Consider the following 16028-nt stretch of genomic DNA (forward strand, 5'->3'; position numbering starts at 1 on the left):
TGGAGGCCCCTTTCCTTCATCAAATCTTCACACAGATGCGTCCTTGCCAAGCTGGTTTTGATTCGCGTTTCTTCGTCGCTTTCCGATGGTCGATCTGGTTGCCGGTAACGATTGTTTTGTTCTCCGGTCTGGCCTCGGCCGAGGAACCCGGGCCGGTCGGTCCGGCGAAACGGGACGTGGCGAGAGTCCAGCCGACGGACGCGAAACACAGCGACCCGATGTGCGAGTTGCAGACCCGGTCGTCCGAGGGCAGGGTTCCTGTGTATGGTCACTGGGGTGTGGACGCGTCGAAGTACAGCAGTTGGACCGATCATAGCAACCGCTTGGTACCTGTTTACACGTTCGGGGTGACGCTTTCGGACTTGCGCGAGCGTGGCAGCGTGTATGCCGACGCCGATCGATTGAACACCTTAGATCCCACCTCGGATGATAGCTCGGTGAATCCGACCGCGATGTACTATGACCAAGTCGACGTCTACCAGTTGCAACAAGCTGCCATCGACGCCGGTTACAGCAACATCATCTTGATCCTCTTTGACGGCATGGATTGGCAGACGTCGCGTGCCGCTGCGATCTACAAGACCGGACGCATCGCTTACGAATCCGGACGCGGAACGGGGTTGGCGTTTCAAGACGACCGCCGCACTCAAACGGACTTCGGATTGCTCGGGACGAGCGCGGCGGCAGAAAGTGCGACCACGGATGTCGACGCACAACGGGTGATCAGCGTCAGCGAAAAAATGCACTTCGGATACGACGCCCGGCTCGGCGGTCGAACGCCTTGGAATGAACACAATGGCAGCGGCTACTTGATCGGAGCTGACCTTTCGCGGCCCCACACCGTGACGGACTCCGCCGCGTCAGCGACCACCCTTTGCAGCGGCATCAAAACGTACAACGGCGCAATCAATGTGGCGCTCGACGGATCGCAAGTCGTTCCCATCGCTCGACAACTGCAACGGGACCAAGACTTCATGGTCGGCGTCGTGACCAGTGTTCCGGTCAGCCACGCGACGTCCGCGGCCGCCTATGCGAACAACGTCTCGCGAAAAGATTATCAAGACCTGTCCCGTGATCTGATCGGTTTGCCTTCCGCAGCCCACCGCAGCGAGCCGTTGCCCGGTGTCGATGTTTTGTTGGGCGGCGGTTGGGGAGAACACCGGGACCAAGACGAAAAGCAGGGGATGAATTTCTTGCAAGGCAACCCGTACTTGCATGAAGACGATATCCGCGTCGCCGATCTGCGCAACGGTGGCCGGTACCGCGTGGTGCAGCGAACGCCGGGCAAGCCGGGGCGCAAGTTATTGCGGCAAGCCGCCCAGGCGGCCGCCGACAACCAGGAACGTCTGCTCGGATTCTTTGGCACCACGGGAGGTCACCTGCCGTATGCGACCGCCGACGGAGGTTATGATCCGACGACCGACGTCAACGGTGCCGAGCAATACACCGAATCCGACGTGATGGAGAACCCCACGCTTGCCGACATGACCGAAGCCGCCCTGTTGGTTTTGGAGCAATCGATCGACGGGTTTTGGTTGATGATCGAAGCCGGCGATGTGGATTGGGCCAATCACGCCAACAATCTGGACAACAGCATCGGCGCAGTGCTGAGCGGTGAAGCGGCGTTCGTCAAAGTCATGGACTGGGTCGACGAGAACAACGCCTGGGACCACACCGCCGTGATCGTCACCGCCGATCACGGACATTACTTGGTGATCGACCGCCCCGAAATCATCGCCGCCGCCGGCCGCGGCGAGCGCCAGTGAGGGCGCGATGACCAGCCCTCCACAGCGTAGCGGAAGCCGCCAAGGCTTTCGGAACGGAGACGGTAGCGGAAGCCGCCAAGGCTTTCGGAAGGGAGACGGTAGCGGAAGCCGCCAAGGCTTTCGGAAGGGAGACGGTAGCGGAAGCCGCCAAGGCTTTCGGCGTCCCGTGCTCCTCGCCGTGGAGCGAAACTCTTGGCGAGTTCCGCTACGTCGTTATAGACGCCTATCACGTGCCGGTCCAAACCCCCTGCAAGGCCCTCCCCCGGCAAACCTGCTAGACTGTTGCGTCGATAAACATTGATCGACGCAATTGTGAACGGTGAACCGTGGTGGACGTTGAATTCCGGTGCCCCAAGTGTGCCAAACGCTACAAGACCAGCGAAGCACACTCGGGAAAAAAGACCAAGTGCAGTGGCTGTGGCGAGACGATCGAAGTCCCCTACCCGCCGCTGGAAATCCCGGACGAAGTGACCGACGGAGGAAGTACGGTTTACCGTCATGAGGCGAGGTCGCGGGAGTTCGAATTGGCGATCGGTGATGGTGAGAACATCGAACGCGTCGAGGCCCACATCGCCAAACATATCGGCGAAGTGGAAAGTGTTTGGCACGAATTGATTTCGGACCTGGTGCACATCGACGTGCACTGGGTGAAACCGTCGCCCGAGCGGCCGTTCCACACGCTGGTCACGACCGGAATGAGTGATCGGCCGATGTCGCCTCCCGAAGGCGCCGAAGAATTGGCCTATGCCGAGCTGATGATCTGCTTGCCGCCGGACTGGAAACTCGACGAACAATCGCTCAGCGACACGGCGAACTATTGGCCGATCCAGTGGCTGAAGTACCTGGCCCGATTCCCGCACGAGTACGAAACCTGGCTGTTTGACGGGCATACGATCCCCAACGGCGACCCGGCCGACCCGCTGGACGAAAGCACGGGCTTCATCGGTTGGCTGTTGACATTTCCGGCGACGACCGATGAAGACTTCATTCGGCTGAAAGTATCCGAGGAAAAATCGATCTACTTTCTCGCCGCCATCCCGTTGTACCAAAACGAAATGGATTTCAAATTAAAGTACGGGACCGAAAACCTGCTGAAACGTTTCGACAAAGCCGGTTACAACGAAGTCCTGGACCCGAATCGCAAAGACGTCACGAAGAAGCGATTCTGGTTGTTCTGACTCGAGACCTCCACCACGAACACGATGCTCACACGACGACAATTACTGGCCAGCTGCGGCACCGGACTGGGATCCCTGGCGCTTTCGGATCTGCTCGCCCGCGAAGCCGCGCCCACCGAATTGCATTTTCCCGCCAAGGCCAAACATGTCATCCACTTGTTCATGAACGGGGGCCCCAGCCAGGTCGACACGTTCGACTACAAACCCGAACTGAACCGCTATGCCGGCAAAACCGCGCCGACGGGAACGTTAAAAACGGAACGGCCTACCGGCAATGTCCTGGGCACGCCGTTTAAGTTCAAACCGTACGGGGAAGCGGGGATTCACGTCAGCGAACTGTTCGCTAAAACGGCCGAGCACATCGACGACATCTGTCTGATCCACTCGATGCGGGCCGACGTCCCCAACCATGAACCGTCGTTGATGCTGATGAACACCGGGGAATCGCGGTTGGTGCGTCCCAGCGTCGGATCCTGGTTGACGTACGGGTTGGGCAGCGAAAACAACAACCTGCCGGCGTTCGTGACCATGTGTCCCGGCGGCTATCCGATCAAAGAATCACAGAACTGGCAAAACGCTTTCCTGCCCGGCAAGTATCAAGCGACCTATGTCGACACCAGCCACCGCCAGGTCGATCGATTGCTCGAGAACATCCGCAGCGAGTTGGTCGCGCCGACGGACCAACGCCAACAACTGGATTTGTTGGCAAACCTGAATCGGCAACATGCCGCCGCGCGACAGCACGATGAACGGTTACAGTCGCGTATCGAGTCGTTTGAATTGGCGTATCGGATGCAAAGTGAAGCGGCCGATGCATTCGACACCACACGTGAACCCCAGTCGGTCCGCGACGCCTACGGCGAAGGGGACTTTGCCCGGCAAACGCTGATCGCGCGGCGTCTGGTCGAACGCGGCGTCCGCTACGTCCAGCTTTATACCGGCGCGGGACAACCCTGGGACAATCATGACGATTTGGAAAAGGGCCATCGGCGGCTGGCCGGACAAGTCGACCAACCGATCGCGGCGCTGTTGGCGGATTTAAAACGCACCGGATTGCTCGATGAAACCATCGTGATCTGGGGCGGCGAATTCGGCCGAACACCGGTGGTCGAGATGCCGCGCAAGGGCACCAACCAGGGCAAGATGAACGGCCGCGACCACAACCATTATGGATTCACCGTGTGGATGGCCGGCGGCGGGGTCAAAGGAGGGCACGTCGTCGGGGCGACCGACGAAATCGGTTTCCAAGCGGTCGAAAACCGCGTGCACGTCCACGACCTGCACGCCACGCTATTGCGATTGATGGGGCTGGACCACAAACGCCTGACCTACCGCTACGCCGGACGCGACTTCCGCCTGACCGACGTCCACGGACGCATCGTGGACGAAGTGTTGGCGTAGCGGTTAATTCTCCTACCTCCAAAATCTTCTTACCTCTCTCCATCCAGCCACCCAGCCATGGTGTCTTGCCTCTTCGGCGGCAACGGGTTGGCAGAATGAGACGGGGCAGAATGATGGGGGCGGTTTGACAGGCTGGAAGTCTGTCTCACAGGGGACTACGGCAGGACTTCGACGGTGATCGGGTGTGAGGTCAGGCCGCCGTCGATGTTGGCGGTCAGGAAGAACGAGCGTTTCCCGGGGACGGCTGTCTTGTCGGCCGTCACAAAGAACTCGCGATCCGACTGTCCCGCCAGAATCAACAATCCGTTCAAGCCGATGTTGTCGACGTAAACGCCTTGGCTGGCGTTCCGCCCCGATTGTTCTTTGCCGAACGAAACTTCGTTTTTGAAACCCTCGCGCCGCTGGATCAAAACGCGCGCCGAGACGGTTTCGCCGCGAGGCACTTGAAGGGTCCAGTTTTCATGGGCGGCGATCTCGGCGCCGACGGGTTTGATGACCGAGACGACTTGTGCGGGGGCAGAATCGAACTTCAGTTTCCCCACCGATCCGGCCCGCCGCTCGACACGTTTTCCGGCGACCGTCGCCCAGGCCGTCAGCGTCGGTTCGATCTCGCCGTCCCAGCCCTGCTCGTGCGGGTCGGCCCAAATCATTCCGGTTGCGAATTTTTGGCCCGCTTCGATCGTCAACGGAAAGTTGCTGACCAAACGCTCGGGCAAACCGTCGATTTCAAACGTCACCGGGCCGTCGTAGCCATCGACCCGATCGACTTGCACTTGGAACTCACGGCCGCTGGCCGGATGGAACGGTTTGGAAACGGTTTTTGTCGACGGCTGAAAACCGGGTTGTGCCGGTCGAATCGCAAGCCTGTACCCGTAGCCGTCGCCCCCTTCGCCACGTGTGTCGGCGATGCGCACCGTGTACAGGCCGTCTTGGGGCGCGGTGAACAGCAACCGGCTGTTCTTTCCCGCTAAACGTTGCGGATCGTCATCATTTTCGTACGTCACGTCAAACACCGGCAACCCGTTGGCCAGCGGTTCGGCGCCCGGTGGCAGAGGGCGCACGATGTAGGCCGGTTCGCCGAGCGCGTGTGTCGTCCCGCTGGTTCCAAAATAGGTCCATCGTTTTCCGGCACCCGGATAGACGTTGAAACCCGAGTCGGGGCCGCGGGGATGCATCTGCAATCGCGTCACTTCGCCGGCCGCGTACAGGTATTCACCCAGATTCATTTCTTCCCAATTGAACACGCGAAAGTCGCTGATCTGGTTGCTGTCCTTGCCACGGAAGGTGAAGTAGGAATCGCGGACGGCCTGCAACCGGACCCTCAGCACCGGTTGGTCGCTGGCATCAAGCACGGTGACGATCGGATCGATGCGGCTGGCCGACGCGGCATCGGCGTCGATCGCCCAGACCTCGCCCTTACCGGCCCGCCAGCGAAACAGGTCGGCCTGGCCGGCTTGCGAGATCGTTCCATTGATCGTGACATGGCGATCGACGTCCAGGATCTGGCCGTCAGGACTCTCGGACGCAGTGACAGCAACACCGGTCTGACGGATCGCATCGCGCAGCTCGGATTCGTCGAGTGCGGCAGGTTCCCCCAAGTCCATCAGCACGCGTTGCAACTCGGTACCAGATCGTTTCGTCTGGATCGAATCCACCGGCGGCAGTTCTCGGGAGACGACCAGACCGTTCATCAAAGCGATCTTGGCCAACCGGCCGTCCGGCGTGATGAACAGGTCCGTGCCGGTTTCTCCCAGTGCCTTGAGCGACGCGACAGGTTGCCAATCGGCCGTGCGAATCAGTTTGACGTTTCCCGATTCGGAGATGGCGACGAGTGAGCGGTCGTCCGGGGCGATGGCAAAGTTGACGATTCCCGTCTCGTCGACAAACCGGGTCGCTACCAGAGGATTGATGCGTGGACGGGTGGTCGCCCGCAACCGCCATGCACGCAACCGATTGTCGGCACTGACGGCGACGATGAATTTGCCGTCGTGCGTGATCGCGACGGCAAACACCTCGCCTTCGGGTTGGCTGAGCGTGTCCAGCCGGATGCCGTTTTCGACGTTCCATACTTTCACGGTTTCGTCGGCGCAGGCACTGACCAAGACGCTGCCGTCGGGTGAAAACGCCAGATCGAAGATGGCGCCGTTGTGACCGGTCAATCGGCGGACCACCTCGCCTGTCGCGACATCCCACAACACGATCGATCGGTCGTAGCCGGCGGTCGCCAACAGCGACTCATCGGGCGAAAAGGCCGCCGCGTACAGCGTGTCTTTGTGTCCGACGAATTCCCGAATCAATTTGCCCGAGTCGGTGTCATAGATCGCCGCACGGCCGTAGGCGCCGGTCAGCCCCGATGCGACCAACAGGCGCCTGGCGTCGGAAGCGAAGGCGAGTGAATTAATTTTGCCCAGCTGTTCATCACGGATCTCCGTCGTGACGATTTCACCCTTCCGCACTTCAATGCGACCAAACATCGCCCGTGCGGTCGATCGGCCGTCGTTGGAAACAGCGATGGCCGTGATCGGTGCGGCGACCGAGGGGGACGGTTCGATCGATGGGGTGCGAAGCGTGCGTCGGATCGGCAGGTCGCCTTTGGGGCCGGCCGCGCCCTGTTCGATCCAACGGGACAGCACGTCGAATTCGCCTTCGTCGGGCCCCTCGGCGTCGTCGGGCGGCATCACCGGTTCCAGTTTGCCCGTGATCATCAACAACAACCGACTGCTGGCAGGAACCCCCGGCGTGACGGCCAATCCGGAATCACCGCCCTTGGCCAAGCCGGCATAGGAATCCATCACCAATCCGCCTTGAGGATCATCGACGCTATGGCATCCGACGCAGTACGTTTCCAAAATCGGATAAACGTCTCGGGCAAAATCAACGCGTTCAGGATCGACGCGTTCGGCGGCAATCCCGGCGGTGTGGCAGGAGACGATCCAGGCGATCAGCCCGATGGAAAGCAGACGCAAACCCATTTGATATTCTGGCCATTGGAGGTGACTTGGGAATCAACCGGCCATTGTAACCATGTCGGACTGGAAAAGTGGGACAGGCTTTCAGGCCACCAAAGCGTCAAAGCCCGCACGGAGCCGTTGATAGACCGGACCGGCGGATCGCAGCGGGGATCCGTCGATCGAGTGGGCGAACCAGAGTCCGCAACTGGTGCCGGTCAACAGCACCTCGTCCGCGGTACGCAACTCGTCGGGGTAAATGCGTCGCTCTCGCCAGGGAACGCCTGACGCGTCGCACAACTCACGCACGACCTGTCGTGAAATGCCCTGTAAGACTTGATCGTCGGGGGGCGAAACCACCTGGCCGGCGTGGACGATCAACACGTTGGCGATGCTCGTTTCGGTGATCGAACCGTCGCTGTCCAACAGGACGCCGAGCGCGTCGGGGTGCTGCCGCGCGGCCTCTCGATCGGCCAGGTAGTAGTGCAGTCGACAGCGGACTTTGAGGTTTCGTGACCAGCACTCCGCGGCGGGCTGCTGGACCGAGGTGACGACCAGCGGGCTGCCCGATCGGATTCGACGCTTCATCAACGCCGAATCGATCGGGTACAGATCGATCACCAGAGTCGGCGAACCGGCGATGCCGGGGGAAGCGAACCAGACGACGCCGAACTCATTGTGAGTCTGCAGCCAAGCATCGTTTCGCCGAATCACTGCGTCGATCTGCTCGGCGAGTGCTTGGCGGGCCGGCAGCCCTGTGATTGCCAGGGCTGCGGTGGTGTGTTGCCAGCGATCGAGGTGTCGGTCGAACTGGAACAGCCGCCCGTTGTAGGCACGGACGCGTTCGACGGCGGTCACCGCCTGGGTGATCGCCGGATCTCGTATGGAGAGACAGGCCTCGTCGCCGGAAACCCATTGGCCGTTGTGATAGGCCAGACGCACGGCACGGGGCGGCTGGGGATGATCGGGATCAGAAGCTGATGGATCGGATTCCATTGATCAGCCTCGCCATATCGATTCCGGCATTGCATCCGCCCTGGTAATAGTCGATCTCCGAGTGACGCAGTTTGACGATCGACGCACAGTCACGCGATCGGACGGGCAATCGCGTTCCATCCACACGCGAGGCAAAGGTCGTCGGTCCGCTGTACCCGAGCGCCGTGTCGCGACGAATCTTTTCGAGCAGCCAATAGCGTTTCAGCACCACATCGCGGCGGTTGTACAGCAGCACCAGCTGATCCATGTTCTTGGTCGCACAGCCATGGTAGCCGTTGCCGCCCAGCCATTTCGATTCGATCGCGGGGGCGACCAACCCGACGCGCACGTTCGCGCCGACTACTGGAGGGTCGGGTAAGGTTCGCCCGGACAATTTTCCTCCGGCCAACGCGTGGAGTGCTCCGGTCGCGACCCGGGCTCCAAAGCTGTACCCGATCATCGCCATCGGAATCGCTGTCTGGACGTGCTGACGCAAGAACGAAGCCAGGTATAGACCTTGCGCGTCACAGCGATCCGCCTTGAGCCGAAAATCCTTGACGCCGATCGTCTCTTTCTCGCTGGGCCAACTGTAGATGATCCAGTCGATCGGGCCGCGGGCGCCTCGCATCCGAATCCGGTTGCGAATCATCGTCGACCGCGAGACGACGTCCGCCACCGGCATTCGATTGCCATGGACATAAAACACGACAGGCCGATCGGGCGAAAGAGAGGCCAGATAATCATTGTGAGTGATTTCGCAGGGTGTACCCGAATCGAGACGCCAGATCCGGAACGGGATGTCGACCAGCGGGGCGCAACAGGCATTGGCCGTCAAGTGGCGCGTCGAGACCAGAAAGACACGGTCGCAATCACAGACACACACATTGCTGTCGGCGATGAAGTCGGCCGCGGCGGCACAGTCGTGATCGCAAGTCGACACGAGCGTCGGCTCGTCATCGGTCGACGGGGCATCAACCGCGTGGGCTGCGACTTCGGCTGCGACTTCGGTAGGGGCGTCGGCTCGACAGGCAGACACATCGACGCACAGGGCCGTCGACGCGAGGCAGACGAGCAACACGCACATTCGGATCGGCGGGAACATCCGCATCATCGGGCTTAAGGGTGGGATCAAAGGCGGGTGGGTGAGACCTAGCGTCTGACCAGACGCAACAAATTGTTGCAGAAAAAAAACGATGTTGCGTTTGCACATCATTCAGAGCGTCCTAGTTTTGTGTGGTTCTCGATCCGAGGCCGACGAATACGCTCCCTGTGCCAATCGCGGAAACTCCAATGAACAACCGTTTTATTCTAGTCGTAATGACTGCCGCTGTCGTAACGACGACTTCCGGCTGCACCCCGTTCCGAAACTTCTTTTTCGGCCGCGGAGCAGAGTGCGGCTTGTGCAACCGATTGTCCACGCCGCTTCGTCGGCAAGCCCCGCCCGCGGCCGCTCAGCCGACCTGCAATCAACCGCTGGCGGCGCAGCCACGCTACGTGCCGCAGCCGAGCGTTTATGGCTGTAACCCGAATCCCTGTGCCACCGGCTACGTCCCGGCGGGCCAGACGATGCGGGCCTACCCGGCCGATCCCTACTGCTGTGGGACCGGATACGCCGCCGGTGGAATCGTTGACGGGCAAGGTTACGTGCAACCCTATAGCGGCGTCTGGCAACCCGCCCCTACCGACGCCCAAGGCTATCGGACGAATTACATGGGTTACCCCGATGTCGGCTATCGGGTGGACGAAGACGGCAACCGGATCGTTTACGAAGATCCGCTTCCGCCCGGAGCACGAGCGGTCAACTGACACCAGCGACCATCGCACGAAACGCAAGCGGGTGAGACGGGCACGGGGATGCTCACACGTTTGCGTTTCGTGCATTTTATTGTTCAGACTACGCTAGTAGTTCACCGCAGCATGATTTTCGAGTCGTGGAAGAGGCGACGAGTCCATTCGGATTGCCCGCTGCGAGGACTGCTCGCGTCGTCCACTACCGATTACCCGGAAACACTGGCAACGTAATGCGAACTGACGAATCGATTCTGCGACGACAATGGATGAAGAAGTCGTTGGTCTTGAGCGCCGCCGCGATCGGCTCGGTTGAGCTTGGTGCAACACCGCGGGCATGCGCTCAGTCGCTCAGCTACCAGGACCAACCGATGACGCATTGGCGGATCGGACTGGTGCTGACCACCCCGGTGACCTGCACGAATGTGTTGGCGACGTTTCCGATCCCCACCGATTGGCCCGAACAAACCGTTACGGTTCGCAAACAGAACATCACTCCCCACGTCTCACGCTGGGAGATCCGTGAACTCGGTGGCGGGACGAAACAGGTCGTGCTGCAGATGCCTCGGGTCACCGCCGGATCGACGGCCGAGTTCACGATCGAAGTCGATATCCAGCGGTCGCGGATTCTGCCCCCAGACGACACGTCGACCCTGGTGATCCCCAAACGACTGTCGCGTGACCTAAGGCTCTACACCGGAAACAGTCCCTTCATCGACGCCTCGCACCGATCCATCCGCGAAGCGGCCCAACAGGTCGAGCAGATGGATGCCGACAGCGATTGGCAACGTGTCGAACTCGCCTATGACTACGTTCGCGACAAGGTGCAGTACGTCGAAGGCGATCTGAAAAACGCCTCGGTGGCCTTGAAAGAGGGCAAGGGTGACTGCGAGGAAATGACCAGTTTGTTCGTCGCGATCTGCCGCAATCTAAAAATTCCCGCGCGGGTCGTCTGGATCCCCGATCACTGCTACCCCGAGTTCTATCTGGAAGACGCCGACGGCATCGGACACTGGTATCCCTGTCAGGCCGCCGGAACCCGCCAGTTCGGCCGCATGGACGAAACCCGCCCGGTGTTGCAAAAAGGCGACCGTTTTAAAGTCCCCGAAAAGAAGACGCCGGTGCGTTACGTCTCGGAATTCTTTCGCTGTGATCGCAAAGGCCGCGGAACCCCCAATCCGACCTTCATCCGCGAACGCCTGGACGCCTGACGCTAAAGGGGACGGGGGTTGAAAAACCGAATGAACCCCCGTCCCAAATGGCACGGGCTTAGTGAGCCGACGGCGCTAGCCGCGGGCCTTGATACGCCTTTAACACGGCGGTAAGGCACGAGGCTAGCGCCTACGGCTCAGCGTATTGGCTTAAGCCGGTGTCATTCGGACGGGAGTTTTTAAATGATTGGGAATGTGAGTTTCACTCGGCACTCGGGTCGATGTTTTGGTCGGCAGCCGGGGCGATGTCGTCGGAATCAACCCCCGTCCCCTTTGTTGCGGGGAAGACGAACTTGCTGACGGGGGCTCCGTCGACCTTGTGGTGGCGGAGGGTCAATCGCGGTTGTTTTTCGTCGCCGGTGTAGTGCAATTCGCCGGACAGGAATCCGCCGGCGACGCGCAGGAATCGGTGCTGCGGACGCTCGTCGCCCGGTTTCCAGCCCAATTGATGTTTCTCGCTTCCCGGGCCACAACCAAACTCCCAGAGATCGGCTTCGGAATCAAAGGAGGCGTATTGCCAATGGCGGTCGCCGCACAGCACGATCACGTTGTCGATCGTCGCCAGTTTGGCGCGAATCTGGTCTCCTTCGTGCGCAAAGATCTCGTTGGCGTGATTGTCTTTCTTGTTCGCGCGGTCGGGGCCGACGACCGGCGTCGGGCTGCAGATCACTTTGAATTTTGCCGTCGATTCCTCCAGGGTCTTGAACAACCAGGCTTTCTGCTCTTCCCCCAAAATCGTCTTTTCCGGTCCGTCGGGCATCGAGTTGGGACTGCGGTAATCGCGTCCCTCCAAGAACCAGACCTCCAGATCGCGGCCCCAGCGGATGTTGGTGTAGCGAGGATTCAACGAGGGGAATTGTTCCTCGTTGAACAGCCGAACGCCCTGCTCGAAACTGACCGAGCCATAGGTTTGACCGGCCCAGCAATCGTTCTTGAGCGTGTCATGGTCGTCTTTCAAGAAGTAGCTAGTCGTCCGGCTGTAAAAGTCTCGGTTGCTGGGCAGGGCAAAGATCCGGCCCCATTTAAAACGCATCAATTCGATGGTCATCGCCCAAGGGTCGGGTTTGTCGTAGTATTCGATGTCGCCGGCGTGGACAATGAAATCGGGCTGCATCTCGGTCATCACCGGATAGATCTTGTGGCCTTTCATGCCGTCGTCGCGGCGGATGAAGTCATGGCAGGTCGTGATGCAAAACTTCACGTCCTTTCGGGCGTTTTCCTTGGGTGCGGTTCGAAACGCCCCGCGGACGACCGCTGTGGTTTCGTCGCCGTCGAGTGATTGGGCTTCGATGATGGCCGCATACTGGGTGTCCGGTTTCAAATCTTCGATCTTCCACTGAGCAGTAAAGTCACTCTCGGCGTCCGTCGTGATCCAATCGGTGGTCTTGGTTGCATAGCGTTGTTTGCCGGGGAAGTACATCAGCCGAACCCGACCGGGCGCTCCGGGACACGCTCCCAACATTTGCGACAACGTTGCGTCTTCGGGAAGTTGCGCACCGAGCAGCTTTTCGGGATCGGTCTCTTGGGACAGCTTCGAAGCCTTTTTGGTCGACAGCGAAACGAATTCCAATCCATCAGCGACGAACTCGGGGCGAGCGGTCGTGCGGGTCCAGATCACGATGGAATCCTGGTCCGCCCAACTGTTCCGCATCGCATTACCGAGGAACGGCCCTGATTCGACCGGCGGTTCGGTGTCAGCCGCATCGACGGCCAGCGTGGTAAACTGAAATTTGCGATACGACGCTTTGCCGCCGTGATCGGTCAGCATGACGCGATCACCGGGCTTGGGACTGCCGAAGTCTTTCGCGCCATAGAACTTGCTTAGCGCGATCGTCTTGTCCCAACTGGGGCCGGCCGTTGTTGCCGAGGCGACGAGATCACCGTTCAAGTAGTGTTCCAAGCGATTCCCTTTGGCGACCACGCGCGCCTGATTCCACTGGCCGATCGGATGCAGCGTTTTTTCACTCGCTGGTGCGACCAAATCATAGATCGACGCCGTGCTGCCCTTGGCCACGTTGGTTGGAGCGTCGTCGATGATCTGGTACTCAATTCCCAGATAGTTGTTGCTGAACAACGCTTTGCCAAACTTGCGAACGCGGTACTTCAATCCCGTGTTTGTTTTCTCTTGAATCTTCCATTCCCATGAAAGTTCAAAGTTTGGCGGAAGCGGTTGGCTGAGCAAGCTGCCGTTGCCACCACGTGGGTTGACCAACCGGACCTCTCCGTCGGCAAACTCCCAACTGTCGGCGACCGGTTTTCCGTCGACCGTTTCCCAGAAGTCGGCGCTGGAAAAATCAATCGCATCGCCGTTGGGGGCACCGCCGACGGGGTTGTCTTTCACGGCCAAGGCGATGGGACTGGTCAGCAGTACCAGGGTCGGTGCGAGGATCAGTGCCGGCAAACAGCATCGAATCAAACGAATCATGGAGGATCGAGTGTGGTCGGGGTGGGGAGTGCGTGTAACACGAGCCAACAGGCGGGGCTATACTGTAAACCATTCCCACCTCCTGCGTGTTCAACGCACCTTCCTAATTTTCCCTCCCCATTTGGCAGCCCAGATGTCCCATACTTTGCGTGTCCTTGTCGCTCTGGTCGCACTTGCGGTGATTCCCCTCTCAAGTCTTCGGGCGCAGGACTCAACCACCGAATCCAAGATGCGCCGCGCCGGCACCGCGGTCGAAGTCTACAAGTCCACCGAGGACGCCGACGGGAAACCGGTTTCGTTGAACCTGTACGTGTTCCGTCCTGAAGACCACAAGCCGAGTGATCGTCGTTCGGCCATCGTGTTTTTCTTTGGCGGCGGCTGGAAAAGCGGCACGCCGAACCAGTTTGTCGAACATTGCAAGCACCTGGCTTCGCGCGGCATGGTCGCGATGACGGCGGACTACCGCGTGTTGGATCGCCAGGGGACCAAGGCGGTCCAATGTGTCGCCGACGGAAAATCGGCAGTCCGCTGGATCCGCGAGCACGCCGATCGACTGGGCGTCGATCCCAATCGCATCGTCGCCGGTGGAGGATCCGCCGGCGGCCACGTGGCGGCATGCACCGGAGTGGTCGAGGGTTACGATGAATCCGGCGACGACCACTCGGTCAGCAGTCGGCCCGACGCGCTGGCGTTGTTCAATCCAGCCGTCGTGTTGGCCGGGATCGACGATCGGCCGCCGCTGGACCCGGAAAAGGTCGCTGGCCTTCCCGAGCGGATGGGCACCGATCCCAAGGCACTCTCGCCGATCCATCACGTCGGCCCGGAAACGCCGCCGACGATCATCTTCCATGGGAAAGCCGACTCCACGGTCCCCTACTGGACAGTTGAAGCGTTTTGTCAGGCGATCGAAAAGGCCGGCGGCGACTGCGAATTGGTCGGATTCGACAGGCAAGGACACGGATTCTTCAACTATGGTCGCGGTGACAATTCCAGTTACCAATCAACGATCCGCCACCTGGATCGATTCCTCGTTTCACAGGGGTTCTTGCAGCCCGCATCGTTGGCCGATTCGACACCGCTTTCGACGATTGATTTGAGTGATGACACCGACCGCCAAGTGATCGTTGATCGCGAAAAGGGACAATACCTTGGGCATCCGACGACGTGCTTGTTGGAAGACGGCAAAACGATGCTGTGCGTGTATCCGAAAGGGCACGGCCGCGGCGGCATCGTTTACAAACGCAGCGACGACGGCGGACGGACATGGAGCGATCGTTTGCCCACGCCCGACAATTGGTCGACGTCCCGCGAAGTGCCCACGCTGCACCGCGTGATCGGTCCCGACGGCACCAAACGCATCATCATGTGGTCGGGGCTCTATCCGGCTCGCCTGGCGGTTTCGGAAAATGACGGCTTGGATTGGAGCCCGCTGAAACCCGTCGGCGATTGGGGCGGGATCGTCGTGATGGGCTTCGTCGAAGCGTTGCGAACTGGTCCCGGCCACTACCTGGCGATGTTCCACGACGACGGGCGGTTCTTCAACCAGAACGGAAAACGGACCGGTGTGTTCACGCTGTATCAAACGCGTTCGACCGATGGCGGTTTGACTTGGTCGGACCCGGAATCGGTGTATCAGTCGAGCGACGTTCATCTGTGCGAACCCGGTTGCATCCGGTCGCCCGACGGGAAACGGCTGGCGGTGCTGTTGCGAGAAAACGCGCGGCGAAAGAACTCCCACATCATCTTTTCCGATGACGAAGGTGAGTCGTGGTCGACGCCGCGGGAATTGCCACTCGCGTTGACCGGCGATCGCCACACCGGAAAGTACACCGCGGACGGTCGGTTGTTCATCAGTTATCGTTGCCAGTCACCCACACAAGATCGAAAGCATCGCCCGTTCGAAGGCGATTGGGTCGGTTGGGTCGGCACCTGGGAGGATCTGGTGGGCGGCCGTGACGGGCAATACTTTGTGCGGCTGGGCGACAACACGAAGGGCGCCGACACGGCGTATCCCGGAGTCGAAGTGCTGCCCGACGACACGATCGTCACGACCACCTACGGTCATTGGACCCAGGGCGAACAGCCCTACATCCTGAGCGTGCGGTTAAAGCTGAGTGAATTGGACGCGCTGGACCGTTCTCAGCGGTAACGTTTGCGGAGAGGAGTTCGAGGTAAGACCGGCTTCAAAGATCGGGCTGAATCGGCCCACGGATTCCCGGCTGAATGACATCCGTGGGTGCGCTCTGCCATCCGTGGGTTTCTTTTTTGCGATGTCACTCAGCGTTTCTCAACGAAGCTGCCCATCATTCTGCCCCGAATCAGTCTGCCAATTCGCT

10 protein-coding genes are annotated in these 16028 nt (G+C 60.1%); 6 read left to right on the plus strand and 4 right to left on the minus strand.

The features are described from left to right. Positions 1-35: 35 nt before the first annotated feature. From H1B37_RS16545 to H1B37_RS16555, 3 genes are all read left to right on the plus strand, one after another. Positions 36-1766: an alkaline phosphatase gene (locus H1B37_RS16545; RefSeq protein WP_286177828.1), complete on the plus strand. Its 1731-nt coding sequence runs from the start codon at positions 36-38 to the stop codon at positions 1764-1766. A 329-nt stretch (positions 1767-2095) separates the two neighbouring features. Beyond that, positions 2096-2944, plus strand: coding sequence for a suppressor of fused domain protein (locus tag H1B37_RS16550; RefSeq protein WP_220498234.1), 849 nt, complete (start codon positions 2096-2098; stop codon positions 2942-2944). Positions 2945-2968: 24 nt separating this feature from the next. Further along, the gene (locus H1B37_RS16555) at positions 2969-4345 is read left to right on the plus strand and encodes a DUF1501 domain-containing protein (protein ID WP_182867765.1); all 1377 of its coding nucleotides are present in this window, start codon (positions 2969-2971) and stop codon (positions 4343-4345) included. Between the two features lie 155 nt (positions 4346-4500). Here H1B37_RS16555 and H1B37_RS16560 read toward each other — a convergent pair whose 3' ends face one another. The 3 genes from H1B37_RS16560 to H1B37_RS16570 all read right to left on the minus strand — a co-directional run bounded on the left by H1B37_RS16560 (position 4501) and on the right by H1B37_RS16570 (position 9370). After that, complete coding sequence (locus tag H1B37_RS16560; protein ID WP_182867766.1) at positions 4501-7317, minus strand: c-type cytochrome domain-containing protein; 2817 nt, start codon at positions 7315-7317, stop codon at positions 4501-4503. Between the two features lie 81 nt (positions 7318-7398). Beyond that, positions 7399-8289, minus strand: a complete 891-nt coding sequence (locus H1B37_RS16565) for an aminotransferase class IV (protein WP_182867767.1) — start codon at positions 8287-8289, stop codon at positions 7399-7401. Then, complete coding sequence (locus H1B37_RS16570) at positions 8264-9370, minus strand: alpha/beta hydrolase (protein ID WP_182867768.1); 1107 nt, start codon at positions 9368-9370, stop codon at positions 8264-8266. The genes H1B37_RS16565 and H1B37_RS16570 overlap by 26 nt, the downstream gene beginning before the upstream one ends. 308 nt (positions 9371-9678) lie before the next feature. On the opposite strand from H1B37_RS16570, the gene H1B37_RS16575 reads away from it, so the two are divergent. Together H1B37_RS16575 and H1B37_RS16580 are read left to right on the plus strand one after the other, a co-directional pair. After that, entirely contained in the window at positions 9679-10074 is a 396-nt protein-coding gene (locus H1B37_RS16575) for a hypothetical protein (RefSeq protein WP_182867769.1), read from the plus strand. A 215-nt stretch (positions 10075-10289) separates the two neighbouring features. Beyond that, on the plus strand, positions 10290-11267 hold the full coding sequence (locus H1B37_RS16580; RefSeq protein ID WP_182867770.1) for a transglutaminase-like domain-containing protein: 978 nt from the start codon (positions 10290-10292) through the stop codon (positions 11265-11267). Positions 11268-11469: 202 nt separating this feature from the next. Here H1B37_RS16580 and H1B37_RS16585 read toward each other — a convergent pair whose 3' ends face one another. Continuing rightward, positions 11470-13692, minus strand: a complete 2223-nt coding sequence (locus H1B37_RS16585; RefSeq protein WP_182867771.1) for a 3-keto-alpha-glucoside-1,2-lyase-like domain-containing protein — start codon at positions 13690-13692, stop codon at positions 11470-11472. A gap of 133 nt (positions 13693-13825) precedes the next feature. Here H1B37_RS16585 and H1B37_RS33405 point away from each other — a divergent pair, with 133 nt between their 5' ends. Beyond that, positions 13826-15841 carry an alpha/beta hydrolase fold domain-containing protein gene (locus tag H1B37_RS33405; RefSeq protein ID WP_220498235.1) on the plus strand — a complete coding sequence of 672 codons (2016 nt, stop codon included), beginning with the start codon at positions 13826-13828 and terminating at the stop codon, positions 15839-15841. The last annotated feature ends 187 nt before the right edge of the window (positions 15842-16028 follow it).

Origin of the sequence: Stieleria mannarensis, from assembly GCF_014154935.1 — a bacterium.
GTDB lineage: Bacteria > Planctomycetota > Planctomycetia > Pirellulales > Pirellulaceae > Stieleria > Stieleria mannarensis.